The sequence below is a fragment of the Pantoea sp. X-Soil-YNGN-844 genome (genome assembly GCF_059730595.1).
This window is the reverse complement of record NZ_AP036007.1, coordinates 2,400,151-2,424,604: the sequence shown is the minus strand read 5'-3', so window position 1 is coordinate 2,424,604 and position 24,454 is coordinate 2,400,151. Positions and strand designations below refer to the sequence as shown.

At 54.9% G+C, this 24,454-nt stretch carries 19 protein-coding genes; 14 read left to right on the top strand and 5 right to left on the bottom strand.

Annotated elements, in window-relative coordinates:
* Window positions 1-50: 50 nt before the first annotated feature.
* From amyA to fliD, 4 genes are all read right to left on the bottom strand, one after another.
* Window positions 51-1,532 (bottom strand): alpha-amylase, encoded by a 1,482-nt coding sequence (gene amyA, locus AC6I8C_RS11360; RefSeq protein ID WP_497822518.1) that lies wholly within the window; start codon window positions 1,530-1,532, stop codon window positions 51-53.
* Between the two features lie 101 nt (window positions 1,533-1,633).
* A complete protein-coding gene (gene fliT, locus AC6I8C_RS11355; RefSeq protein WP_033783364.1) occupies window positions 1,634-1,999 on the bottom strand; it encodes a flagella biosynthesis regulatory protein FliT in 366 nt (121 codons plus the stop codon).
* Window positions 1,999-2,406 carry a flagellar export chaperone FliS gene (fliS, locus tag AC6I8C_RS11350; protein ID WP_033733039.1) on the bottom strand — a complete coding sequence of 136 codons (408 nt, stop codon included), beginning with the start codon at window positions 2,404-2,406 and terminating at the stop codon, window positions 1,999-2,001. Before fliS ends, fliT begins: the two co-directional genes overlap by 1 nt.
* An 8-nt stretch (window positions 2,407-2,414) precedes the next feature.
* On the bottom strand, window positions 2,415-3,833 hold the full coding sequence (fliD, locus tag AC6I8C_RS11345; RefSeq protein ID WP_497822517.1) for a flagellar filament capping protein FliD: 1,419 nt from the start codon (window positions 3,831-3,833) through the stop codon (window positions 2,415-2,417).
* A gap of 336 nt (window positions 3,834-4,169) precedes the next feature.
* Here fliD and AC6I8C_RS11340 point away from each other — a divergent pair, with 336 nt between their 5' ends.
* The 11 genes from AC6I8C_RS11340 to AC6I8C_RS11290 all read left to right on the top strand — a co-directional run bounded on the left by AC6I8C_RS11340 (window position 4,170) and on the right by AC6I8C_RS11290 (window position 15,357).
* Window positions 4,170-5,453: a FliC/FljB family flagellin gene (locus AC6I8C_RS11340; RefSeq protein WP_013358258.1), complete on the top strand. Its 1,284-nt coding sequence runs from the start codon at window positions 4,170-4,172 to the stop codon at window positions 5,451-5,453.
* Between the two features lie 160 nt (window positions 5,454-5,613).
* On the top strand, window positions 5,614-6,816 hold the full coding sequence (gene fliB, locus AC6I8C_RS11335; RefSeq protein ID WP_497822516.1) for a flagellin lysine-N-methylase: 1,203 nt from the start codon (window positions 5,614-5,616) through the stop codon (window positions 6,814-6,816).
* 164 nt (window positions 6,817-6,980) lie between these two features.
* The gene (locus tag AC6I8C_RS11330) at window positions 6,981-7,757 is read left to right on the top strand and encodes a glycosyltransferase family 25 protein (protein WP_497822515.1); all 777 of its coding nucleotides are present in this window, start codon (window positions 6,981-6,983) and stop codon (window positions 7,755-7,757) included.
* Between the two features lie 153 nt (window positions 7,758-7,910).
* On the top strand, window positions 7,911-8,879 hold the full coding sequence (locus tag AC6I8C_RS11325; protein WP_013358255.1) for an HNH endonuclease signature motif containing protein: 969 nt from the start codon (window positions 7,911-7,913) through the stop codon (window positions 8,877-8,879).
* A gap of 142 nt (window positions 8,880-9,021) precedes the next feature.
* Window positions 9,022-9,744 carry an RNA polymerase sigma factor FliA gene (locus tag AC6I8C_RS11320; protein WP_003854529.1) on the top strand — a complete coding sequence of 241 codons (723 nt, stop codon included), beginning with the start codon at window positions 9,022-9,024 and terminating at the stop codon, window positions 9,742-9,744.
* 50 nt (window positions 9,745-9,794) lie between these two features.
* Entirely contained in the window at window positions 9,795-10,298 is a 504-nt protein-coding gene (gene fliZ, locus AC6I8C_RS11315; RefSeq protein WP_008926851.1) for a flagella biosynthesis regulatory protein FliZ, read from the top strand.
* 203 nt (window positions 10,299-10,501) lie between these two features.
* Window positions 10,502-11,488 carry a D-cysteine desulfhydrase gene (locus AC6I8C_RS11310; RefSeq protein WP_497822514.1) on the top strand — a complete coding sequence of 329 codons (987 nt, stop codon included), beginning with the start codon at window positions 10,502-10,504 and terminating at the stop codon, window positions 11,486-11,488.
* Between the two features lie 113 nt (window positions 11,489-11,601).
* A complete protein-coding gene (gene tcyJ, locus AC6I8C_RS11305; protein WP_013358252.1) occupies window positions 11,602-12,402 on the top strand; it encodes a cystine ABC transporter substrate-binding protein in 801 nt (266 codons plus the stop codon).
* Window positions 12,402-13,070 (top strand): cystine ABC transporter permease, encoded by a 669-nt coding sequence (tcyL, locus tag AC6I8C_RS11300; RefSeq protein ID WP_013358251.1) that lies wholly within the window; start codon window positions 12,402-12,404, stop codon window positions 13,068-13,070. The genes tcyJ and tcyL overlap by 1 nt, the downstream gene beginning before the upstream one ends.
* On the top strand, window positions 13,067-13,819 hold the full coding sequence (gene tcyN / locus AC6I8C_RS11295; RefSeq protein WP_497822513.1) for an L-cystine ABC transporter ATP-binding protein TcyN: 753 nt from the start codon (window positions 13,067-13,069) through the stop codon (window positions 13,817-13,819). The genes tcyL and tcyN overlap by 4 nt, the downstream gene beginning before the upstream one ends.
* A gap of 464 nt (window positions 13,820-14,283) precedes the next feature.
* Window positions 14,284-15,357, top strand: coding sequence for an acyltransferase family protein (locus AC6I8C_RS11290; protein ID WP_497822512.1), 1,074 nt, complete (start codon window positions 14,284-14,286; stop codon window positions 15,355-15,357).
* 1,031 nt (window positions 15,358-16,388) lie between these two features.
* Here the strand turns inward: AC6I8C_RS11290 and putA are convergent.
* Window positions 16,389-20,336, bottom strand: a complete 3,948-nt coding sequence (gene putA / locus AC6I8C_RS11285; RefSeq protein ID WP_497822511.1) for a trifunctional transcriptional regulator/proline dehydrogenase/L-glutamate gamma-semialdehyde dehydrogenase — start codon at window positions 20,334-20,336, stop codon at window positions 16,389-16,391.
* 451 nt (window positions 20,337-20,787) lie between these two features.
* Here putA and putP point away from each other — a divergent pair, with 451 nt between their 5' ends.
* The 3 genes from putP (at window position 20,788) to efeO (ending at window position 24,454) form a co-directional block, all read left to right on the top strand.
* Window positions 20,788-22,272 carry a sodium/proline symporter PutP gene (putP, locus tag AC6I8C_RS11280; RefSeq protein ID WP_497822510.1) on the top strand — a complete coding sequence of 495 codons (1,485 nt, stop codon included), beginning with the start codon at window positions 20,788-20,790 and terminating at the stop codon, window positions 22,270-22,272.
* A 190-nt stretch (window positions 22,273-22,462) separates the two neighbouring features.
* Window positions 22,463-23,287, top strand: a complete 825-nt coding sequence (gene efeU, locus AC6I8C_RS11275; RefSeq protein WP_033783356.1) for an iron uptake transporter permease EfeU — start codon at window positions 22,463-22,465, stop codon at window positions 23,285-23,287.
* 54 nt (window positions 23,288-23,341) lie between these two features.
* The gene (gene efeO, locus AC6I8C_RS11270; RefSeq protein ID WP_497822509.1) at window positions 23,342-24,454 is read left to right on the top strand and encodes an iron uptake system protein EfeO; all 1,113 of its coding nucleotides are present in this window, start codon (window positions 23,342-23,344) and stop codon (window positions 24,452-24,454) included.

The following is a 24,454-nucleotide window of genomic DNA, read 5'->3' as shown; positions in this document are numbered from 1 at the left end:
CCGGCAGCGCGTACACGTCTGCCGGGGCGGTTTTACGTTTATTCAGTCAGTTATTCTGCTATTACCCAGACACTGACGCTGCCACCGTTACAGGCAAAGAGTGCGGTACCGTGCTCGTCTGCGGTAATGGTCTCTTCACGGTTGCCCAGATGATCGCGCCAGACCTTACCGGCAAAGCCTTCGCCCATCGGCACACTTTTCTCGCCCGCATCGCCGTTCGACATGATCACCACACAGCCAGGCTGCGTTTCAGTACCGCTGCGGCTGAACGCCACGCAGTTGGGATGATCAAAATAGTCGGTCTGCACGCCCCAGCCATACTGCTGACGGGCCCGGATTAATCCTTCGAGTTCAGGAATGACCGGCATCTCAATTTTGTGCGTCTCGCCGTCGCCGCCCTCATCTTCGTAAGTCGCCCCGAACAGGTCAGGATAGAAAATGGTCGGCACGCCCTGCTCACGCAGCAGGATCAGCGCATAGGCCAGCGGTTTGAACCAGGCCTCTACCGGCGCTTCCAGCGACTGCAGCGGCTGGGTGTCATGGTTGGCCACGATCGTCACGGCATGCCAGGGATCAGCGACGACCAGCGAGTTAGCAAAAATCTGGCTCATGTCGTAGGCGCTGCCTGCGGTTGAGGCCTGATGGAAGTTCATGTGCAGTGGCGCATCAAACAGCATGGTTTTGCCTTCCACCTGATGCACATACTCCTGCAGCTTCTCGGTTTCGAACGACCAGTATTCCGCGACGATAAACATCGGTTCTTCAGCGACTTCCTGAATATGATCGATCCACTCTTTATAGAACCAGGCCGGGATATGTTTTACCGCATCCAGACGGAAGCCGGTGCAGGGCACCTGTTCCATCACCCAGCGCGCCCAGTACTTCAGCTCTTCCCTGACCGCATTGTTGCGGAAATCGATGTTGGCACCCATCAGATAGTCGAAGTTGCCCAGTTCGTTATCGACCTGATCGTTCCAGCCTTCGGCGGTGTAATCGTTGATGATTTTGAATACGCCGTTTTCGTCCGGGTTTTCGATGTGATCTACGCCGCTAAAGCATTTGTGGTCCCAGACAAATTTCGAATACTCACCGGCGCGTGCCGGAAAGGTGAATTTCGTCCAGGCTTCACATTCGACGACCTCGTCATAAATTTCATCGCGGTTGTCCGGGTTGACGCGGTTTACGCTGATCGCCTCTTTCTCGTCAGCACCCATTTTGTGGTTCAGCACCACATCCAGCAGCACCCCAACGTTGTGGCTGCGCAGAGCTTCTGTCGCCGCCAGTAATTGCGTTTTGTCGCCATATTTCGTGGCAACGCCGCCTTTCTGATCAAATTCCCCGAGATCGAACAGATCGTAGCTGTCGTAACCGACAGAAAAGCCACCCGAATCCCCTTTATAACTTGGCGGCAGCCACGCCATGGTGATACCAATTTCGCTGAGCCAGGCCGCGCGATCGGCAACTTCCGGCCACAGTTTGCTGCCATCCGGGTAATACCAATGGAAAAACTGTAATAACGTTGGGTTTTGCATATACCACACTCCAGGGGATGATGAAAATCAAGTATGGAGTAAGCGGCAGAAAAGAGACGCCGCGCAGAAAAATAAATCTGGCGGCGTAGCAGAGCAGGGGATCAGGAGAGGGTTTCGCGCGGCACCATTACAATGCCGCCCTGACTGGCATAGGCGGACATCACCGATTTCTGACGGCTGTTCTGACCGACCAGCGAGGCCAGCTCATCCATCCGCGCTTGCAGCAGGCGTTTCACTTCGCTTTCGTTGTCGAGGATACGGCGCAGTACCGGACGTAACTGCTCCTGCGTCTGCGACGAGGGCGATACCGCCTCTGTCGACTGGGCTAAGTTCTGCACCGCACTGACATACTCCATCTCCCGGCTGATCAATTCATCCCATTCGCCTTTTACTGCATGACGCAGCATTCCCTGGCTGAGATCGAGTAACTGTTGGTAAACGGCAATCAGATGCGGTGCAGTAGTCATTAAACGGCGTCCTGAATCAGGTTAGGTTGAACCACTTCTTTCCACGCGTCTGCGATGTTGCGCAGCAGGCCTTCGACCTCCTCGACCGCTGCAACATCATTGTGCAGGTTAGCCTGCAGCAGGCGACGCGTCATGTAGTTGTAAAGATCCAGCAGATTGTCTGCCAGCTCATCACCACGGTTTTCAGCCAGACCCTCTTTCAGGCCCGCTTCGATAATATTGATGGCTTTGGAGATGGAGCTGCCTTTGCCTTCGATATTGCCATCCTGCATAAACAAGCGGGCGCGGATTAACGCACTCAGTGCGCCGTCGAACAGCATCACGACCAGCTGCTGCTGGCTGGCGCTCATCACGGCGCTTTCTACGCCAATTTTTGCATAGGCTTTGGTGCCTGTAGCGGTGTACATGGTCACTCCTATGATTTGTCAGAAGAACTTGACGTATCAAACTGCTGCGTCAGGTATGTACTTGTTGAGTTAAGTTTACTGATGGCCAGATCCAGCTGGGTAAACTGTGTTTTGTAGCGTGCGATATCCGCATCAATGCGATCGCTGGTGGTGTTGTAGAGGGTGGTTAAGTTATTGAGCGTTTTGCTGACACCATCAGTAGCCGCCTGAACAATCCCTTTAGACGATAACCATCCGGTAATGTTGGTAGCAATTTTGGTGGTAATACCAGTGGTTTTACCGTCACCCACGATCATCTCTTTCACGCCTGCGGCATCTTTATCCAGCGCAGCGCTGACCTTCGTTGAGTCAATCTTCAATGAACCGGTTGTGGGATCCGTGGTGATGCCAATCTGGCCCAGTGATTTATAGGAAGACGAACTTTGCGCGTTAGTCAGCATACTTTTCAACTGAGTCTCGATAGTGCGAAGCGTACTGTCACCCAGCAGGGCACCATTACTGGAGTCCTGAGAATCGGTGTTAGTATCAACCTTGGTATATTTGGTCAGAGTATTGAACTGATCCAGCAACGTATTGTAGGCATCTACCCAGGCGCTGATAGCACTGGAGGCTTTCGACGTATCTTTGGTGATCGTCAGTGTTTGATCACCAACTGTCTGTGCGGTCAGATTTAAGGTTATCCCTTCCAGTGCATCACTAATCTGGTTGCTGCTGTTCTCAATCGCAACGTTGTTCACAGTAAGTTTGGCATTCTGCGCCGCGACGCTCTGGGTCATCGCGTTGCTGCTGGCGCTGGCGTCGAAGCCCACGATCCCCTGTAACGTGTCGTCGCCAGTAACGGCTATAGAGGCAACCGCATTGTCACTGCCGGTTTTATTGGCGCTCATGGAAAGGCGGAAACTGCCGTCTGACACCTTAATGATACTGGCGGTGATACCCGCATTCGCGCCATTAATGGCGTCACGCATACCGGTCAGCGAGGTTTGATCAGCCGAGAGCGTTATGCTTTTGCTGGTGCCATCTTTTAAGGTAATGGCAATGCTGCGGCTGGCTACGGAGCTATCGCCCAGTGCGGCGGTATTGCTGCTCTGCACTGACGAGGTCAGGACCTGCGCCTGCGCAAGTTGAGTGACGCTAATCGCATATTTACCCGCCACGGTACTGCCTGAGGTGGTGGCGCTGAACGCCGTAGAGCTGCTGGTTGCGGTGGTGGCAGTAAACAGGTCGGCACTGTTCAGCTTGGTGTTAGCAGTCTGAAACGTCGTCAGTGAACTTTTCAGGGTGGCATAGGCACTGAGCTTAGCCGTATAAGCCGTCTGCTGTTTTGAAATTGGTGTGAGAGCAGCTTTTTCAGCGGTGGTCAGACTGTCAAGCATGGTACTGAGGGGCAGGCCGGAACCTACACCCAGGTTACTTATACTAGCCATGTTAATTCCTTTATAAGGTCGACAGGGAAATTGATACCTGGGTTATCGGCCTTGAATAAGGAAAGTTTAACGTTATTTGCCTTAGGGCAATGAGGTAAATAAGCACTATAGAGAAGGGTAATTCAGTGACTAGAAAATTAATGAATTAAGTCTAAAGAAGTCGGGATCGGTGGCGATAACTTAAAACGTGACAGGCTGAAGCAGAAAAATTCGCCTGGTACTAAAAAAATTCTAAAGGTTGTTAAACGGCAGACGATAACAACTTTGACGGCGCTGAAGCCGGCGGGTTGAAGCCCACACCTTAACCGAAAGACTTGATTAACAGGAAAATTTATCATGGCCCAAGTCATTAATACCAACAGCCTCTCGCTGATCACTCAGAACAACATCAACAAGAACCAGTCAGCTCTGTCTACTTCAATGGAGCGTCTGTCTTCTGGTTTACGTATCAACAGCGCGAAAGATGACGCTGCTGGTCAGGCGATTGCCAACCGTTTCACCTCTAACATCAAGGGCCTGACTCAGGCTGCTCGTAACGCCAACGACGGTATCTCTGCTGCGCAGACTACTGAAGGTGCGCTGTCAGAAATCAACAACAACTTACAGCGTGTTCGTGAGCTGACTGTACAGTCTCAGAACGGCACCAACTCTGATTCCGACCTCTCTTCAATCCAGGACGAAATCAAATCACGTCTGAGCGAAATCGACCGCGTATCGGGTCAGACTCAGTTCAACGGCGTGAACGTGCTGGCTAAAGACGGCGCAATGAAAATTCAGGTTGGCGCAAACGACGGCGAAACCATCAACATCGACCTGAAGAAGATTGACTCTTCTACTCTGGGCCTGTCAGGTTTCGGCGTCTCTAAAAACGCACTGAAAACCAGCGATGCAATCACTCAGGTTGGCGCAAGCGGTTCACTGAAAGATGTTGACCTGTCAGCTGTTGCCACTGCGCTGAAAGTAGATGCAAGCTCACTGTCACTGAAAAACGTACAGACTTCAGCTGGCGCAGCGACTTCAACTTACGTTGTCTCTTCTGGCAGCGACAACTATGCCGTTTCTGTTGATGATACAACCGGTAAAGTTGCACTGAACACCACTGACGTTTCTTACACCGACTCAGCTAACGGCGTTACTGCTGGTACTATGTCTGGTCAGTTCGTTAAAGTTGGCGGCGATGCAACTGGCGCAGCACAGGGTTATGTGACTGTTCAGGGCAAAGACTACAACACCGCAGCGGGTGCTATCGTTAACGGTGGCGCAACCGGTACTACTGCTGTAGCAAGCAACATCGGTGACATCGCTTCTGCGACCAACACCAACGTGCACACTGGTTCAGCTACCGCTAACCCACTGGCACTGCTGGACAAAGCTATCGCATCTGTTGATAACTTCCGTTCAAGCCTGGGTGCAGTACAGAACCGTCTGAACTCAGCGGTAACTAACCTGAACAACACCACGACTAACCTGTCTGCAGCGCAGTCTCGTATTCAGGATGCTGACTACGCAACTGAAGTTTCAAACATGTCTAAAGCGCAGATCGTACAGCAGGCGGGTAACTCCGTGCTGGGCAAAGCGAACCAGGTTCCACAGCAGGTTCTGTCTCTGCTGCAGGGCTAATCGCCTTCAACGCAAATTCAAAACCCCGCCTCGGCGGGGTTTTTTTATGCGTACGATTAGCCTGGTTTTTAATCCTTTCTCTGCCAATCACTCTCCTCGCTTTCCTTTATCCTGACATCAACCCTCATGTTTTTAAGCACCCTGGTTGAGCAGGTAAAAAATGAAAAATATTACAGTTGTGGAACCGCTGTTTGTCACTGCTTTTAAATGTATTGGCAGTGAGTGTCGCGATCACTGCTGCAAAGGCTGGGATATCAATCTGGATAAGCCCACGGTGAAGCGCTATCTGAAATCCTCACAGATTGAAATAAGAACCCTGGCGACCGAAAACATCGTCATTACCGGAAAAAGCGTCGCCAACTGGGGCACCATGAAGCTGAATGCCTCTGGCAGCTGTGCGTTTATGGATGAAGAACTGCTATGCAAGGTGCACTCCACTCTGGGCGCCGAGGCATTGAGCAAGACCTGCTCTACTTATCCGCGCTCAGCCAGGACATTTAAATATGAACGGCAAAAGACGCTGGTGCTTTCCTGCCCGGAAGCCACCCGGCAGTTATTAGCTTCACCCGATGCCATGCTTTTCGCACAGACCATTCAGACTCAGCCAGAAGCCAATAAGGCCAAAGATCTCGATCAGCACAAGAAGCTGCTGAATCTGATGTGTCTCAATATTGTTAAAATGAGCGGTGAGAAGCTTGATGAAGCTTTTTACGCGCTGGCCACCTTTTTGCTGGCGGCTGAAAGAGTCAGCCCCAACGAGAATTGGCTGGAAAAGATGGAGCGTCATTTTTCTGACGTGCTCGATAATCTGGCACAGGGCGAAATCAGGTTGCAGCTTGACCAGATTAAGCCTGACCATAATCTGCAATGGTCTTTACTGTTGAGATTGCAGACCTGGTTCGGCGGAAAGACATACAGGCGTGCCTTTCCTACTCTTGATCACTATCTGAATAAGCTGATTTATATTTTGTCGGAAGGAGCTAAAACCGATGACGTCAGCCAGTCGATGATCCGGCTGGACAACGTCTGGCAGAATCAGGTTATGCCGTGGCTCGCTGAGCGCCCGTGGATAATGAATAACTATATTCAGTACCGCATTTATGATGAGTTTTTCCCTAATGACGAAAGTCGCAGCCCGTTGCTGAGCCTGTATCTTCTGACGGCAGAATGGTTCCAGCTTAAGTCACTGATAGCCGCCAGTGTTGAGTTGGTCGGAACGATTGATGAAGAGGATATTATCAATATCATCTACAGCTACCACTCAATAACAAAACACAGTACACAGTCGGTGAGTGCCTTTCTGGCAGAGATTAACAAGGTTAAGGTCAATGACGATTTGTCGCTGATTTACCTGCTTAAGTAAATAAAGACTCCGCTTCAGCGGAGTCTTTATTTATCCCACTCCCAAAAGAGACTCAAATTTTATCTCAGGTCAGGGTTTAGCGCTCGTTTAACGCATTCCGGGTCATGTCATGGGCAGTATGCTGGCTGTTCAGGCATAATCACTACCCGGAATACAGATCCTGCATGAAGACCTTTATCATTAATCTCGCCTCATCAACCGAGCGTCGCGCCACTATTTCTGCGCAATGCGATGCCGCCGGACTTGACTACGAATTTATTAGCGCCGTGAATGGCTATGCATTAACAGACGCGGAGATTGCGCAGCATACCCGTGCGGTTAATTATGCGTTCAAACCGGGCGAAATAGGGGGTGCATTAAGCCATATCGCTATTTATCGAAAAATGAAGGATGAAAAAATTGCACAGGCGTTGATTCTGGAAGATGACGCCTTATTTACCGGGCAGCTCGGCGCGGTATTATCCAGTCCGGCAATGCAGTTATCCCCGGATAACCCGACGCTGGTGCTGTTATCACGCGTCAATAGATACGTTGATAAAGCGATCGCCGCGGTAACGGAAACTTCTCATCTCTATCCAGTCTACAGTGCCACCACCGCACACGCTTATGTGATCAATCTTGAGGCCGCTATACGACTGCTTAAACTGCTCTATCCGGTCTGGATGGTTGCCGATAAATGGTGCCTGTTTGAAGAGTATGGAGCCATAAAGCTATTGGCAGTGCATCCCGCACCGGTGCTGCTGCATGATCTGGCGCAGCAGACCACCATCCAGCATTTCAGCGATGTTGCTCAGCATAACCAGCAGAAACGAGACATCTGGGCAGGGTTAATGGCACGTCGGTCATTCAGCGTCAGACTGCGTCATCGTTATCGTCGGGCTATGCTTCCGCTGCTTCATCGCATCGTTGATGTCAACGCCGGTGCAGATCGTCAGAAATAACGAAAATCCGTTCAGTGCGGTGCGGGCGCGAAGAGGGCCAGCGCCGCCGGTCGCAACGCAGATGATCGCCCATCCCGTTACAGTTCCCCCCCAGCCTGCCGATAACTCTCCACAGAACAACATCATTTTTGATTTTAACTTTGTGGAGTGTCTATGCGCTTCAATTATGATCTTTTACCGGGCGAGCAGCTGACCTTCGATGAGATCGCCCGGCGTTATGCGCTGCAATACCCTGATGATAAAGAGTTGACGGCGCGTGCCTTGCTGAGTCCGTCAACCGGCCTGCGCACGCTGAAAATCCGTGCAGTGTTCGCGCGGGAGGAGAGCAACAGTCCGCTGGAAGATCTGCTGTTCATCTCCCATGACAACGAACGTAAAAATTATCTGCGACGGTTTGAGCACTACCTTAAGCAGAATCTTTCTTTCCTCTATTTCCGTCGCAGCGACAACGAGAAGCGCGACAACCTCTGGAAAGTGATGGGCAGCAGTCAGGTCTTCGCGATGATCGATCCACAATCTGCCACGGCACAGAACCTGTTAAACAGTCGCGGCTACAAACTGGTGCTGATGCATCAGGATGATGAAGACATCTACTGGCAGCTCTTTAATCCGCAGGCGGACCCCTGTTTTCCGCAGTCGCAGCGTATTCAGTTCATCGTGGTGCTCAGTACGCCGCAGCACAAAGTCCCTGCGGCAGTGATGCCAGGCACTGAAGTGGGGCGTCGCGTCAAAGCACGGGTGCTGCAGCGTGCAAGCCAGGCGGAATTTAGCGCCGGTGTCAAAGCCCGCTACGGTGCCTGCGTGATGACCGGCACCGAGCTGACTGAACGGCACAACTGGCCGTGGGTGGAAGCCTGTCATATCGACACGCAGGAGGGTGATGACGGCGTCCTGGCAGACAACAGCATCGATAATGGCCTGTTTTTACGCAGCGATCTGCAGCGGCTATTTATTAACCGACTGATTAGCATTGATGCTGAATCAGGAACGATTCAGGTGCATCCCGGCGAGGAGGCGCGGCAGCACATTGCGCCCTGGTATCAGGAGCTGGAAGGGCGTGTCTGCAGTTTGTGGGCCGCGGTGCCGCCCGCTACACGTCAACGGCTGCGCGCCCGTCGTTAATTTCAGGAAGCGTGCAGAAATAACTGCACGCTGACTTAACAAAAATCAAATAGCCTCGTTTTACCCCGCCTATTCAGCCAATCGAAAACGCTACAGAATTGGATAATCATGCCGATAACTTCATTAACGCAGGGTAGTCAACGTGAACGATTTCTATACCGCCGAAGGCGTGATGGACAAGCATTCGCTCTGGCAGCGCTACGTGCCGCTGGTGCGCCATGAAGCGTTGCGTCTGCAGGTTCGCCTGCCGGCCAGCGTTGAGCTTGACGACTTGCTGCAGGCAGGTGGAATAGGGCTGTTAAATGCCGTAGAGCGTTACGACGCGCTCCAGGGCACAGCTTTCACCACCTACGCCGTGCAGCGTATTCGTGGCGCAATGCTCGACGAGCTTCGCAGTCGGGACTGGGCACCACGCAGCGTGCGTCGTAACGCACGTGAAGTGGCGGGCGCAATGCACAGAGTGGAACAGTCGCTGGGGCGTTCTGCTTCCGAGCAGGAAGTGGCGCAGCAGCTGAATGTTTCCATGGAGGAGTACCGGCAGATCCTGCTGGACACCAACAACAGTCAACTCTTCTCCTACGACGAGTATCGGGAAGAGCACGGCGACAGCGCGGAGCTGGTGACGGAAGGCCATGAAGAGGCCAATCCGCTTCACCAGCTGTTAGAAGGGAGTCTGCGTGAGCGCGTCATTGAAGCGATCGAAGCGTTACCCGATCGTGAAAAGATGGTGCTGACACTGTACTACCAGGAAGAACTGAACCTGAAAGAGATTGGCGCGGTACTTGATGTGGGTGAATCCCGTGTCAGCCAGCTGCACAGTCAGGCGATTAAACGCCTGCGGGCCCGACTTGCGGGAGCGCGCTAGCAGTATCAGTTCCTGGCGATTCAAAATTATAAGAAACCGGGGACTCAGTAATGGGAGCCAAGACCAAGGCCAGACCGTTAAGTCGTTATCTTAAAGACTATAAACACAGCCAGAGCAACTGTTCACACTGTGGCAAGGTATTAGATCGAATGGCGCTCGTTTTTCGTGGCCAGATCATCAATAAAGAGGCCATCGCACGGATGGACCAGATGATTGATGAGCAGCTGTGGCTGAAACTTCAGCCCGAACTGACCGCGCTTTGTCGTTTTTGTAGTGATATTTTTTGTAATACCCATCCTAATTACTTCGACATTATGGCGTTTAAACAATATTTGTTTGAACAGACAGAGATGAGCCCCAGCACGATTCGTGAATATGTGGTGCGTCTGCGTCGACTGGATGAGATGCTGAAAGCCAAAAATTTCCCGGCCGAAAAGCTTAAAGGAAATAGCTGGCATCAGTGTCTGGAAAGCGATCTGCCCGATGCCGGTAATAACAATTACCGTATCGCACTGCGCAAGTACGATCAGTTCTTAGGCTGGCAGCAGGCGTAAGCCTGTTCTGCACCGATTGCTCCCCCGCGTGCCTCCGGCACGTTATCTCTTACCCGCCAGCCGGGTTAAGGGAAGGGGGAGCACGGCGCTTCCTTCTTCTCGTCTTTTTATTTCCGCATCTGCTGTTACCTGAATCAGAGTGATCCTTTTCGCATCTTCTGCAACACTGTAAGGATAATTTTCATGCCCGACCGGAGGCAGCATTGTCTTTACATCTGTTACATCAATTCCCGCGTCTTGAACTGCTTGGCGCACCCACACCGTTAGAACATCTGCCACGCCTTTCCGACTATCTGGGTCGCGATATTTTCATCAAACGTGATGACTTCACGCCGGTAGCGATGGGCGGCAACAAGCTGCGCAAGCTGGAGTTCCTGGCAGCTGATGCGCTGCGCGAAGGTGCCGATGTGCTGCTGACCGCGGGCGCAATCCAGTCTAACCATGTGCGTCAGACGGCGGCCGTCGCGGCCCGGCTTGGGCTGAAGTGTGTGGCGCTGCTGGAAAACCCGATTGGTACCCATTCTGAAAACTACCTGAGCAACGGCAACCGTCTGTTGCTGGACCTGATGGACGCGGAAGTGATTATGGTTGATGCACTGCACAACCCCACGGAACAGCTGGCAGAAGAGGCTACGCGTCTGGAAGCGCAGGGATTCCGCCCTTACATTGTGCCGGTCGGCGGCTCAAATGCGCTGGGTGCACTAGGCTATGTAGAGTGCGCGCAGGAGATCGCCCATCAGAGCGAAGGCGTGGTTGATTTCGCCGCCGTGGTTGTCGCCTCGGGCAGTGCCGGCACCCATGCCGGACTGGCGGTAGGCCTGGAGCATCTGCTGCCGGAAACTGAGCTGGTCGGCGTCACCGTTTCACGTCAGGTCGACGCGCAGTTGCCGCTGGTAGAGCGTTTACGTCAGTCGCTGGCGGAGACGCTGGAAGTGCAGGCCACGGCACCGATCACGCTGTGGGATGACTATTTTGCGCCACGCTACGGTGAACCCAATGATGAAGGCAGGGCGGCAGTTAAACTGCTGGCGCAGCTGGAAGGCATCCTGCTCGACCCGGTGTATACCGGCAAGGCGATGGCCGGATTGCTGGATGGCATCAGCCAGAATCGTTTCCGCCGTGAAGGCCCGCTGCTGTTTATTCATACGGGCGGCGCACCGGCGTTATTTGCTTATCATCCTTCGGTCTGAGACAAGCGAATAAAACAGTTTATACTCCGTGCGTTATCATTCTGGACTGGCAGCAACACACGGTGCTGCCCTTATAAGAACACACACACAATACTGTCAATAATGGGGTGAATATGTCCTTTTCTCGTGCAGGTCGTCAGATGGTGATGGGCGTCATGGCTGTGGCGCTGATTGCAGGCGTCAACGTTAAAACCTTTGCAGCCGAAAACCTGCTGAACAAAATTAAAGAGCGCGGCACGCTGCTGGTGGGCCTGGAAGGCACCTATCCGCCATTCAGTTTCCAGGATGAAAAGGGTAAGCTGACCGGCTTTGAAGTGGAGTTCGCGGAACAACTGGCGCAGCACATGGGCGTTAAGGCGAGCCTGAAACCGACCAAGTGGGACGGCATGCTGGCCTCACTTGACGCGAAGCGTATCGATGTCGTCATCAATCAGGTCACCATCTCTGATGAGCGTAAGAAGAAGTATGACTTCTCTACGCCATACACGGTTTCCGGCATTCAGGCACTGACGATGAAAGCCAACGCGGGCACCATCACTAAACCGGCCGATCTGGCGGGCAAGAAAGTGGGCGTGGGCCTCGGCACTAACTACGAGCAGTGGCTGCGTGAGAACGTGAAGGGCGTTGACATCCGTACTTATGATGATGACCCGACAAAATATCAGGATCTGCGCTCAGGCCGTCTGAATGCCATTCTGGTTGACCGTCTGGCTGCGCTGGACCTGGTCAAGAAAACCGGCGATACCATGGCGGTTGCGGGTGATGCCTTCTCCCGTCAGGAATCGGGCGTGGCAGTGCGTAAAGGTAACGACGATCTGCTGAAAGCGATCGACCAGGCCATTGCTGATATGCAGAAAGATGGCTCGCTGAGCAAGCTGTCTCAGAAATGGTTTGGCGCGGACGTGACGAAATAATGCAGGAAAGTCTTCAACTGGTGCTGGATTCAGCACCTTTTTTATTAAAAGGCGCGCTGTTTACGCTGCAGCTCAGCATCGGCGGCATGTTCTTCGGTCTGCTGCTGGGCTTTATTCTGGCGCTGATGCGTCTGTCGCGCTTCTGGCCGGTTCGCTGGCTGGCGCGGATTTATGTCTCAATTTTCCGTGGCACCCCGCTGATCGCCCAGCTGTTTATGATCTACTACGGCCTGCCGCAGTTTGGCATTGAGCTGGATCCGATCCCCTCCGCGATGATTGGTCTTTCCCTTAACACCGCTGCGTATGCCTCTGAGTCACTGCGTGGCGCAATTGCATCGATCGAGCGTGGACAGTGGGAAGCGGCGGCGAGTATCGGTATGACCCGCTGGCAAACCCTGCGCCGGGTGATCCTGCCGCAGGCGGCCCGCACCGCGCTGCCTCCGCTGGGCAACAGCTTTATCAGCCTGGTGAAAGATACCTCGCTGGCGGCGACCATTCAGGTGCCGGAACTGTTCCGTCAGGCGCAGCTGATCACCTCGCGCACGCTGGAAGTCTTCACCATGTATCTGGCGGCCTCGCTGATTTACTGGGTGATGGCAACGGTGTTATCTGCGTTGCAGAACAGGCTGGAACAGCATGTTAATCGTCAGGATTCGGAGTCGAAATGAGCGCCATCGAAGTCAGAAAGCTGGTTAAATCCTTTAACGGCCAGAAGGTGCTGCACGATATCGACCTTGATGTGGCCGCCGGTGAAGTGGTGGCGATTATCGGCCCCAGCGGCTCGGGTAAAACCACGCTGCTGCGCAGTATCAACCTGCTGGAAGTACCGGATAGCGGCACCATCCGCGTCGGGGAGATTACCGTGGATGCGGCGCTGGCACAGAGTAAGCAAAAGGAGCAGGTGCGTCGTCTGCGTCAGCAGGTCGGGTTTGTTTTCCAGAACTTCAATCTGTTTCCCCATCGTTCGGTGATGGAGAACATCATTGAAGGGCCGGTTATCGTTAAAGGCGAAGCGAAAGCGGATGCGGTAGCCCGCGCCCGCACGCTGCTGGAGAAGGTCGGGCTGCACGGCAAGGAAGAGAGCTATCCGCGTCGTCTGTCGGGTGGACAGCAGCAACGCGTGGCGATCGCGCGTGCGCTGGCAATGAGGCCGGAAGTGATCCTGTTTGATGAACCGACCTCGGCGCTGGATCCGGAGCTGGTGGGTGAGGTGCTCAGCACCATTCGCGCACTGGCTGAAGAGAAGCGCACTATGGTCATCGTCACGCATGAGATGAGCTTTGCCCGCGACGTCGCTGACCGCGCTATTTTTATGGATCAGGGACGCATTGTGGAGCAGGGCGAGGCAAAAGCGTTGTTCAGTAATCCTCAGCAGCCGCGTACCCGTCAGTTTCTCGATAAGTTCCTCAGTCAGTAACCTCACTGCCTTCCCTGGAAGGCAGTTTTAACCGCCTTAAAAATCTCACTTTTTAAACGATAACGGGCGGTTGTCAGCATAATGCGCGCCGTAATATCACAACCTATTATTCAGTCGTTAAACCTTTTGCCACATCTGACAAATCTTTTCCTTTCATCGGATATTTAATGGTTTTTCCTGATGCCGCTTTCTCTTATTTATATTTGCTGCAATATGAAACATTATTACCCATTAGCGTGGCTGTGGCGCTGATAATTAGCCTGTTTGCATTCTGATTAATAAGTGTAAGGAAAGGTTCTGCTGAGTAAATAACTGTGGCATCAGGGCCACACTGCGGCTTTTAAGAGTTTCGCTACATTCATCATCGGTTCAATGGCGAATAATCGCTGGATAATCATAAAAGCAATACTGATTTCCTCGCTTTTACTTTCCAGCATTCTGACCTACATAGCAGGAGTCATTGAATGAGCCAGACTAAGTCAGACCAGATATTATGGGTAGATACCCTGAAGGGCGCCTGCATATTGCTGGTGGTCCTGTACCACACGGTGTTACCGGGTTTTGAAGGGACGATAAAATATCTCACTGCCGGGTGGATACCCGCTGAAATATGGATACAGTTTAATACGGTCCTGTCGCCGCTGCGTATGCCCGCTTTTTTCTTTGTGTCGGGCTTGCTGGCGACCAATGGTATTCTCAATCGTCCCTGGAAGCAGGTGTTTACCAGTCGTATCACCAATCTCTTTTATCTCTATATTCTGTGGGGGTTTATTCAGTGGTGGTCCATTATCGGCATCTCCACTGAAATTACCGGTCAGCGTATTTCGCAGAATCTGAATGCCGCCTATGCCGGTTCGCTGTTTGAATTTCTCAAGCTGACCTTTATGGCCATGAGTACCTCGTGGTATCTCTATGGGCTGGGACTCTATTTCCTCTGCGCCAAAATTTTCCGTCAATATAAGCTGGCCCTGGTGGCGGTGGCGATTCTGCTGAATTATCTGGCGGTTGAAAAAGTGATCCCGCTCTGGGGGCCGCAGAGCCTGGCGCAATATTTCCTGTTCTTCCTGTTAGGGGCGTTCTGGAGCCAGACGATGCTGCGCCTGAGTGAATGGCGGCGGGAGAACGTGGTGTCCTGGGCGCTACTGGCGGTAGTCGCCGGGATTCATGTGATATTCGGCCTGGATAAGAGCCTGTTCCTGTGTGTGCTGGCGGTGTTGTTCAGTATCGCTGCCTGCCGCTGGCTGAATCAGCATTTCAGCATGCGCTATCTCAACTGGGTCGGCCGCAATACGCTGCAGATTTACGTCATCCACCGTATTTTTATCGAGTTCTTTGGGATGTCGGCCATTCTGTTCGCGCAGCGGCATCATCTGTTTGAGCAGGCGTGGTTTTCGTTCCTGTGGGCCTGTTTCTATCCGGTGGCTATCGTGGGGCTCTGTTCGCTCTGCTCAGTGGCGATCTGGTCGCTGACCAATCGCGGGGTGGGGCAGTCGCTGTTTGTGTTTCCGACTTTGGTTAAGCGGGCACATAGCGGGTGAGTTTCGCTTTGCAGCGAGGTGCACCTGGCGGCAGGCAGGTTTCGCGTTGCAGCGGGCTGGCTCTGAGAAGGTTACGCCCGCCAGGCGATGGGGAGTTTCAGCGTGCCTGTGCAGGCTGACGCGTTAAGGGGCGTACGGCCCTTAACAATCCCGGCGGGAAGCGGCCCGCCAGGTCTTGAGTTCGCTGCGCGAAAGGGCGCTGAGAGGGGTTTCATTCGTCTGGCGCGCTGGGCATGCTTTGCAGCGGGCTGGCACTGAGAAGGTTTCGCCCGCCAGGCGGTCGGGAGTTTCAGGTTATCCGTGCAGGCGTACGCGTTAAGGGGCGGACGCCCGCCCCTTAACAATCCCGGCGTCCGGCAGCCTGCGCGCCCCGCTGTGCGGGGTGCCTTCGTCACGCCCTGCGGCCGACGGACCGTCCGGACGCGCCATCCCTGGCGCGAACCGTCCTTTCGCCGACGTCCTGTCGGCTCATCCTGGCCTCCGGTTGTTCCTCAGCGCTTCGGATGCCTCTGGCAAACCCCCGCCTGTTATCTCTTTTGTTTTCTCTGGTGCTGTGTTGTCTGCTGAACTGAAAGCCAAAGCCAAAGCCAAAGCCAATTCCGGAAACGTAACGCGATAAAGTACCCGACATAAAAAGAAGGTATAACAGCAGGGGTCAGGGAGGCCGTCAGAACCGCTGAGCGGATGAGGGATTTCAGGACGAGCGACAGGGATGTCGCGAAGAGGCGGGTTCGCGCCAGGGATGGCGCGTCCCGGCGGTCCGTGAGAAATCCGGAAGAAGCGAAGGGACCGCGAAGCGGCGGTGAAGCAGGCCGGAGCCGGGGGTCAAAGGGCGCGGCGACTGGCGCCCCTTGTCGGTCGCCTGCAGAGGCGTGTCTGAAACTGCCCAGCTGATCAGGCGAACGAAACCCCTCTCAGAGCCCGTTCGTGCAGCGAACACCCCCAGCCTCAGCGCCGCAGCAGCCCGTTCGCGCAGCGAACACTCCAGCGCAGGTTCGCCGCAGCGAACAAATCCCCCTTAAGCCTCAGCGCTACCCAATGGTCATCAGACTCGCATTACCACCCGCCGCCGCGGTATTCACACTCAGCGAGCGCTCAATCAGCAGACGCTCCAGCAGCAGATTGCTCTCGCCACGGGCGAAGCCCTGCACCGAGACAATCGCGCCGTCACGCGCTGCGATCTGTTCGCACAGGGTGCGCAGCTGATCGGCATCGCCGTGATAGATGACGGCATCAAACTCTGCCGCTAATGGGTCACGTGCCAGCGTGATGCGCGCTTTTACGGCATCAGGCAGCGAAGCCCGCAGAGCACGATGCAGCTCATCATCCTGCCACAGCGCTTTACTGCCGACACTGGTCACAGCAGCCAGCTGGATCAACGCATCCTGCTCATTATCCGCCAGACAGAGCACCAGATCGCGCGGCAGCAGCGAGAAGGTATTGCGCTCGCCGGTCGGGCCAGGCAGCAGACGGACCACGCCCGCCTGGGCCAGCTCGCCATAGCGCTGGCAGAGCTCAGCCAGTTCAGGCTTGTCTTTCGCCCAGCAGCTCAGCGCCTGATGCGGTGCCAGCAGAGACTGACGCAGCGTGCTGTCTGCCGGACGCTCGGCATCCTGACGATCAAAGGTCAGACGCAGCGCGCCATCCGGACGACTGGCCAGCAGGCGGTAGAGATAAAGCGGACCGCCCGCTTTCGGACCGGTTCCGGATAAGCCTTCGCCGCCAAACGGCTGAACGCCAACCACCGCGCCCACCATGTTGCGGTTAACGTAGAGGTTACCGACACGGGCGTTGGCCGTAACCTGTGCGATGGTCTCGTCGATGCGGGTATGAACACCCAGCGTCAGGCCATAGCCGGAGGCGTTGATTTGCTCAACCAGCTTCGGCAGGTTGTTGCGGGTGAAGCGCACTACATGCAGCACCGGTCCAAAAATCTCTTTATCCAGATCGCTGACCTGATTCAGCTCAATCAGCGTCGGTTTGACAAAGGTGCCGCTGGTCCACTCTTTGCTGTCCTGCGGGTTTTCCTGTACCGCCTGGTAAACTGTGAAGCCCTTGTTACGCATCGCCTGAATATGGCGATCGATATTGGCTTTTGCCTCGGCATCAATCACCGGGCCGATGTCGGTTGAGAAGCGCTCCGGATTGCCCATGCGGCACTCAGCCATCGCACCGCGCAGCATCTTCAGCGTATGGTCGGCGACATCTTCCTGAATGCAGAGCAGGCGCAGGGCTGAGCAGCGCTGTCCGGCACTGTCGAAGGCCGACGCGACGATATCGATCACCACCTGCTCAGTCAGCGCGGAGGAGTCAACGATCATCGCGTTCATCCCGCCGGTTTCCGCAATCAGCGGCACCGGACGACCGTGTTGATCAAGGCGACCGGCCAGATTCCGCTGCAGCAGGGTCGCGACTGCGGTTGAGCCGGTGAACATCACACCACGGACCCGATTGTCACCGGTCAGCTGTGCGCCCACAGTTTCACCCTGGCCTGGCAGCAGTTGCAGCACGCCCGGCGGTACACCCGCATCCAGCAGGATCTGAACCGCCTGTGCGGCAATCAGCGGCGTCTGCTCAGCCGGTTTAGCCAGCACGCTGTTACCTGCGGCCAGTGCAGCCGCAATCTGGCCGGTGAAGATCGCCAGCGGGAAGTTCCACGGACTGATGCAGACCACCGGACCCAGCGGACGATGGGTTTCGTTGTCGAAATCGTCGCGCACCATACCGGCGTAGTAATAGAGGAAATCCACCGCTTCGCGCACTTCCGCGATGGCGTTGTTATAGGTCTTGCCTGCTTCACGTACCAGGATGCCAAGCAGCTGCTGCATCTGGCCTTCCATAATCTGTGCGGCGCGTTCCAGAATCGCCGCACGCTCCTGTGGTGGGGTGGCAAACCAGATCGGTCCGCTGTTCACCGCGGCATCCAGCGCCACAGAGACTTCCTGCTCTGTGGCTTCACGTACCTGACCCACCCGATCGTTTGGTGCAGCCGGGTTCAGAATGTCGCGCAACTCACCTGCACCCGCTTCACCGTCGATCATCGGTTCGGCAAGGCAGGGCTGTGCGGCGCTGCTCAGCAGGGCGCTGGAGAGTGAGGCGAGACGGTGCTCGTTAGCCATATCCAGACCTGCTGAGTTCACGCGGTTCTCGCCATACAGCTCACGCGGCAGGGGGATCTTCGGATGCGGCAGGCCAATGGCGCCTTCGCTGACACCCAATTTCTCGACGGCGGTCACCGGATCGGCCACCAGCTCATCGATCGGCAGCGAGGTATCGGCAATGCGGTTAACGAAGGAGGTGTTGGCCCCGTTCTCCAGCAGGCGGCGCACCAGATAGGCCAGCAGGGTTTCATGGGTGCCGACCGGCGCATAGATACGACAGGGGCGATTCAGCTTGCCGTCAGCGACCTTGCCAACCACCTGCTCGTACAGCGGCTCACCCATGCCGTGCAGACACTGGAACTCATACTGGCCCGGATAGTAGTTATTGCCTGCCAGTTGATAAATTGCGGCCAGCGTGTGGGCGTTGTGCGTGGCAAACTGCGGATAGATCAGGCTGGGAACAGAGAGCAGTTTGCGGGCGCAGGCCAGGTATGAGATATCGGTGTAAACCTTGCGGGTGTAAACCGGGTAGCCTTCCAGACCTTCCATCTGGGCGCGCTTAATTTCGCTGTCCCAGTACGCGCCTTTCACCAGACGGATCATCAGGCGACGGCGGCTGCGTTGCGCCAGATCGATCAGCTCATCGATTACAAACGGACAGCGTTTCATGTAAGCCTGAATCACGAAGCCGATGCCGTTCCAGCCTTCCAGCTCTGGCTCGAAACAGAGTTTCTCCAGTAAATCCAGCGACAGTTCCAGCCTGTCGGCTTCTTCTGCATCGATGTTGATGCCGATGTCATAGGAGCGGGCCAGCAGCGTCAGCGATTTCAGAATAGGGTAGAGCTCTTCCATCACCCGCTCATACTGCGCGCGGCTGTAGCGGGGGTGCAGTGCTGAGAGTTTGATGGAAATGCCCGGGCCTTCATAAATGCCACGACCATTCGACGCTTTACCGATGGCGTGGATCGCCTGCTGATAAGAGAGCAGATAGGCTTTGGCATCGCCTGCGGTCAGGGCCGCTTCGCCCAGCATGTCATAGGAGTAGCGGAAGCCTTTATCCTCCAGCTTGCGGGCATTGGCCAGCGCTTCAGCAATGGTTTCACCGGTGACGAACTGCTCACCCATCAGACGCATCGCCATATCCACGCCTTTGCGGATCAGGGGCTCGCCGCCCTTACCGATGATGCGGTTGAGCGAGCTGGAAAGATTCGCCTCGTTGTGGGTCGAGACCAGACGGCCGGTAAACAGCAGGCCCCAGGTCGCGGCGTTGACAAACAGCGACGGGCTGCGGCCCAGATGCGATTGCCAGTTGCCGTTGCTGATCTTGTCGCGGATGAGCGCATCGCGCGTTGGCTTGTCAGGAATACGCAGCAGCGCCTCGGCAAGGCACATCAGCGCCACGCCCTCATGTGAGGAAAGAGAGAACTCCTGAAGCAGGCTTTGCACCATACCGGCGCGTCCGGTTGCACCTTTCTGGTGCCGCAGCTTGTCGGCGAGCTGATAAGCCAGCTGATGGGTTTTCTCTGCCAGCGCTGCCGGTAAGCGTGCCTGCTCCAGCATCATCGGTACCGCATCGGTCTCCGGGCGACGCCAGGCGGCAGTCACCGCTGAACGCGTCACGGACTGAGGTAAAATCTGCTCTGCGAAGTCAAGGAACGGCTGGTGCGTCTCCTCTGGCTGGATGTCGTCCGATTCCGCGGCTGCCTGGGCAGAAAGCGGAATCTCCGGCACGGCGTCGCCGCTCTCCAGCTGGCTCAGATAGTTAAAGACCGCCTGTTTAATCAGCCAGTGTGGCGTGCGATCAATACGCTGCGCAGCCAGTTTGATGCGCTCACGTGTTGCGTCATCCAGTTTCACACCCATGGTGGTTGTAGCCATGACTCCAGAGCTCCTTAATAGTGGTTCGGTACGGCGTTGGCTGCACTATCACTTAAGTTGCAACTTTGTGCAACCGTGTTAAATGTGAGCCAGTTAACACCCTTCTTACATCGGCAATTGTTAAATCCCGCAATGCGGCACGGATATTGCTGCAAGATCCTCGCCAGGTCGGCAGACCCGATAAAAAGCGGGTTTACGGCCGGTTATACAGAGGTACAACCGGATAACTGTGAGCGAGTGCAACCTATCAGCACGTTTTCACAAACGGTTAGTGAAATCACTGTAACGCCTATGTTAAATCCATTGTGCGCGGAACGCCTTTCCGGCAGGATACCGCGCCGCTGGGAAATGACTGACGCCCTGACGAAGAAAATCGACCCGCTTTGCCCCGTTCCGGCAGGTGGGTAGCTGGCGATTTCTCTGGGATATCAAATAATAAGTGGAGAGACAGATGAGTGTAAGTACACCGATGCTGGTGACCTTTGTGGTTTATATTCTTGGGATGGTATTAATCGGTTTTGCGGCTTATCGCTCGACCAAAAACTTCGATGATTACATCCTCGGTGGCCGCAGTCTGGGTAGCGTGGTCACGGCACTCTCTGCCGGTGCATCCGATATGAGTGGCTGGTTGCTGATGGGCTTACCGGGTGCCATCTTCATTTCCGGCATCTCTGAGAGCTGGATTGCGATTGGCCTGACGATCGGTGCCTGGCTGAACTGGAAAATCGTGGCCGGTCGCCTGCGTGTTCAGACCGAGCATCACAACAATGCCCTGACGCTGCCGGACTTCTTTACCAGCCGCTTTGAAGACCACAGTAAAATTCTGCGCGTGATTTCCGCCATCGTCATCCTGGTGTTTTTCACCATCTATTGCGCCTCGGGCGTGGTGGCCGGTGCGCGTCTGTTTGAAAGCACCTTTGGTATGGACTACCAGACGGCTCTGTGGGCGGGTGCAGCGGCAACCATCCTCTATACGCTGGTCGGCGGTTTCCTGGCGGTGAGCTGGACCGATACCGTTCAGGCGAGCCTGATGATTTTTGCGCTGATCCTGACGCCGGTATTTGTGATTATCGCCGTCGGTGGCTGGTCCGATTCGATGGCGGTAATCGAGGCGAAGAGCCTTGAAAACCTCGATATGCTGAAAGGGCTGAATTTTGTCGCGGTCATCTCGCTGCTCGGCTGGGGTCTGGGCTACTTTGGACAACCGCATATTCTGGCGCGCTTTATGGCGGCAGATTCGCATCGCTCTATCCGCACCGCACGCCGTATCGGTATGACGTGGATGGTGCTATGTCTGGCGGGCGCGGTGGCCGTTGGCTTCTTCGGTATTGCCTACTTCCAGAACAACCCGACCCTGGCAACCGGCGTCAATGATAACGCTGAGCGCGTCTTTATCGAGCTGGCACGCATTCTCTTCAACCCGTGGATTGCCGGTATTCTGCTGTCAGCTATTCTGGCAGCCGTGATGTCCACGCTGAGCTGTCAGCTGCTGGTCTGCTCCAGCGCCCTGACCGAAGACCTCTATAAAGGCTTCCTGCGCAAAAATGCCAGTCAGAAAGAGCTGGTATGGGTAGGGCGTCTGATGGTGCTGCTGGTGGCGTTGATTGCGATTGCGCTGGCGTCAAACCCGGAAAACCGTGTGCTGGGCCTGGTAAGCTACGCCTGGGCGGGCTTTGGTGCGGCGTTTGGTCCCGTGGTGCTGTTTGGCGTCTGCTGGAAGCGTATGAACCGCAACGGTGCACTGGCGGGAATGATCATCGGTGCCCTGACCGTGCTGGTATGGAAACAGTATGGCTGGCTGGGACTGTATGAAATCATCCCTGGCTTCATCTTCGCCAGCATCGCGATTGTGGTCTTCAGTCTGATGGGACGTGAACCCTCAGCCGAAGCGCAGCAGCGCTTTGCCGCCGCAGAAGCGGAGTTCCAGACCAAATAAGCGAATCGTTAATCATAAAAGCCCGCCCCGTAAGGAGCGGGCTTTTTTGTTACAAAGATAAATCACCCAAAGATGAAATTATCTCCGCCGGTAACTTGTTTTTTTTGTAGCGATAATGATAATCGGTATCGTTTACACTTTACCTGATTTTACTGTTCATTGACGCTGCATAACATTCAAGAGGTTGGCGATGTTTGTTCCTTTTCTCATCATGCTGCGCGAAGGGCTCGAAGCCGCGCTGATAGTCAGCCTGATAGCCAGCTATCTCAAGCGCACCCAGCGCACCCAATGGTTTCCGGCGATGTGGGCGGGCGTGTTTATCGCCGCTGCGCTCTGTCTGGGCCTGGGTCTGTTCATCAATGCCACTACCGGTGAATTCCCGCAAAAAGAGCAGGAGCTGTTTGAGGGCATCGTGGCGGTGATTGCGGTGGTAATCCTTACCTCAATGGTGTTCTGGATGCGTAAAGTCGCCCGCAACATCAGGGTCGAGCTTGAGCAGGCGGTGGATCAGGCGCTGCAACGTTCTGGGCGGGGCGGTCTGGCGCTGGTGCTGATGGTGTTTCTTGCCGTGGCACGTGAAGGGCTGGAGTCAGTGTTCTTTCTGCTGGCGGCGTTTACGCAGGATGTCGGTTATGCGCCGCCAATTGGCGCGGTACTGGGGCTGGCAACCGCCGTGGTGCTGGGCATGCTGCTTTACTGGGGCGGTATCCGCCTGAACATGGCGCATTTCTTCCGCTGGACCAGCGTCTTCATCCTGTTTGTCGCGGCGGGCCTTGCAGCCGGTGCGATTCGCGCCTTCCACGAAGCGGGATTATGGAATCGCTTTCAGGATGTGGCCTTCGATCTCAGCAATACCTTATCAACCCATTCGCTGTTCGGCACGCTGCTGGAAGGGATTCTGGGTTATCAGGAGACGCCAAGCGTCAGTGAAGTGACGATTTACTTCGTCTACCTGATCCCGGCGCTGATTCTGTTCTTCATGCCTGCGCGACCTGCTGCGTCGGCAACGGTCTGATCAGACATTTTTAGGCGCGGCCGCCGCGCCTGCAACTTAACAGGGAATATCGAGATGACAATGCGTTTCCGCCGCAAGGCGCTGCTGCTTCCTCTGCTGGCAATCTCCGCATCGGCTACCGCAGCGGTTCCTCAGGTTACCGTAAGCGTCAATGACAAGCAGTGTGAGCCGATGAACCTGACGGTCAAGGCTGGCAAAACCCAGTTTCTGATTAAAAATAACAGCCAGAAAGCGCTGGAGTGGGAGATCCTCAAAGGTGTGCTGGTGGTTGAAGAGCGTGAAAACATCGCGCCAGGCTTCAGTCAGAAGCTGACCGCTAATCTGGAAGCGGGCGAATATGAGATGACCTGTGGCCTGCTGAGCAATCCAAAAGGCAAGCTGATTGTAAAAGGTGAGGGCGCAGCGACAAACAGCACTTCCGCACGTCTGCAGCTGGAAGGGCCGATCACCGAATATAAAGCTTATGTGACGGAACAGGTGAACCAGCTGGTGAGCAGCACCCAGGCGTTCACGGACGCGGTTAAAGCGGGCGATGTAGAAAAAGCCAAAGCGCTGTTTGCCCCAACGCGTCAATACTATGAGCGCATTGAGCCGATTGCTGAGCTGTTCTCCGATCTCGACGGCAGTATCGATGCCCGTGAAGATGACTACGAGAAGAAATCAGCCGATCCGAAGTTCACCGGTTTCCACCGTCTGGAAAAAGCCCTGTTTGCTGATAACAGCACTAAAGACATGGCGGACTACGCGGATAAGCTGAATAAAGATGTGAAAGATCTGCAGGTGCGCATCAGCGAACTGGCCTTCCCGCCAGCCAAAGTGGTCGGCGGCGCAGCCGGTCTGATTGAAGAAGTGGCCTCCAGCAAAATCTCCGGCGAAGAAGATCGCTACAGCCGCACCGACCTGTGGGATTTCCAGGCCAATATCGATGGTGCACAGAAAATCGTTGAGCTGCTGCGCCCTCTGGTGAGCAAAGCGAATCCGCAGCTGCTGGCCAAAGTTGACGCCAACTTCAAAAAAGTGGATGCGATCCTGAGCAAGTACCGCACCCAGACCGGTTTCGAATCCTATGAGAAGCTGACCAGCGCTGACCGTAACGCGCTGAAAGGGCCGATCACTGCCCTGGCGGAAGATCTTTCATTACTTCGTGGCACTCTGGGTCTGGATTAA

Excerpts from the sequence above, each read along its gene's own strand:
- amyA (WP_497822518.1), bottom strand. The coding sequence starts at position 1,532 with ATGCAAAACCCAACGTTATTACAGTTTTTCCATTGGTATTACCCGGAT.
- fliT (WP_033783364.1), bottom strand. The coding sequence starts at position 1,999 with ATGACTACTGCACCGCATCTGATTGCCGTTTACCAACAGTTACTCGAT.
- fliS (WP_033733039.1), bottom strand. The coding sequence starts at position 2,406 with ATGTACACCGCTACAGGCACCAAAGCCTATGCAAAAATTGGCGTAGAA.
- fliD (WP_497822517.1), bottom strand. The coding sequence starts at position 3,833 with ATGGCTAGTATAAGTAACCTGGGTGTAGGTTCCGGCCTGCCCCTCAGT.
- AC6I8C_RS11340 (WP_013358258.1), top strand. The coding sequence starts at position 4,170 with ATGGCCCAAGTCATTAATACCAACAGCCTCTCGCTGATCACTCAGAAC.
- fliB (WP_497822516.1), top strand. The coding sequence starts at position 5,614 with ATGAAAAATATTACAGTTGTGGAACCGCTGTTTGTCACTGCTTTTAAA.
- AC6I8C_RS11330 (WP_497822515.1), top strand. The coding sequence starts at position 6,981 with ATGAAGACCTTTATCATTAATCTCGCCTCATCAACCGAGCGTCGCGCC.
- AC6I8C_RS11325 (WP_013358255.1), top strand. The coding sequence starts at position 7,911 with ATGCGCTTCAATTATGATCTTTTACCGGGCGAGCAGCTGACCTTCGAT.
- fliZ (WP_008926851.1), top strand. The coding sequence starts at position 9,795 with ATGGGAGCCAAGACCAAGGCCAGACCGTTAAGTCGTTATCTTAAAGAC.
- tcyJ (WP_013358252.1), top strand. The coding sequence starts at position 11,602 with ATGTCCTTTTCTCGTGCAGGTCGTCAGATGGTGATGGGCGTCATGGCT.
- tcyL (WP_013358251.1), top strand. The coding sequence starts at position 12,402 with ATGCAGGAAAGTCTTCAACTGGTGCTGGATTCAGCACCTTTTTTATTA.
- tcyN (WP_497822513.1), top strand. The coding sequence starts at position 13,067 with ATGAGCGCCATCGAAGTCAGAAAGCTGGTTAAATCCTTTAACGGCCAG.
- AC6I8C_RS11290 (WP_497822512.1), top strand. The coding sequence starts at position 14,284 with ATGAGCCAGACTAAGTCAGACCAGATATTATGGGTAGATACCCTGAAG.
- putA (WP_497822511.1), bottom strand. The coding sequence starts at position 20,336 with ATGGCTACAACCACCATGGGTGTGAAACTGGATGACGCAACACGTGAG.
- putP (WP_497822510.1), top strand. The coding sequence starts at position 20,788 with ATGAGTGTAAGTACACCGATGCTGGTGACCTTTGTGGTTTATATTCTT.
- efeU (WP_033783356.1), top strand. The coding sequence starts at position 22,463 with ATGTTTGTTCCTTTTCTCATCATGCTGCGCGAAGGGCTCGAAGCCGCG.
- efeO (WP_497822509.1), top strand. The coding sequence starts at position 23,342 with ATGACAATGCGTTTCCGCCGCAAGGCGCTGCTGCTTCCTCTGCTGGCA.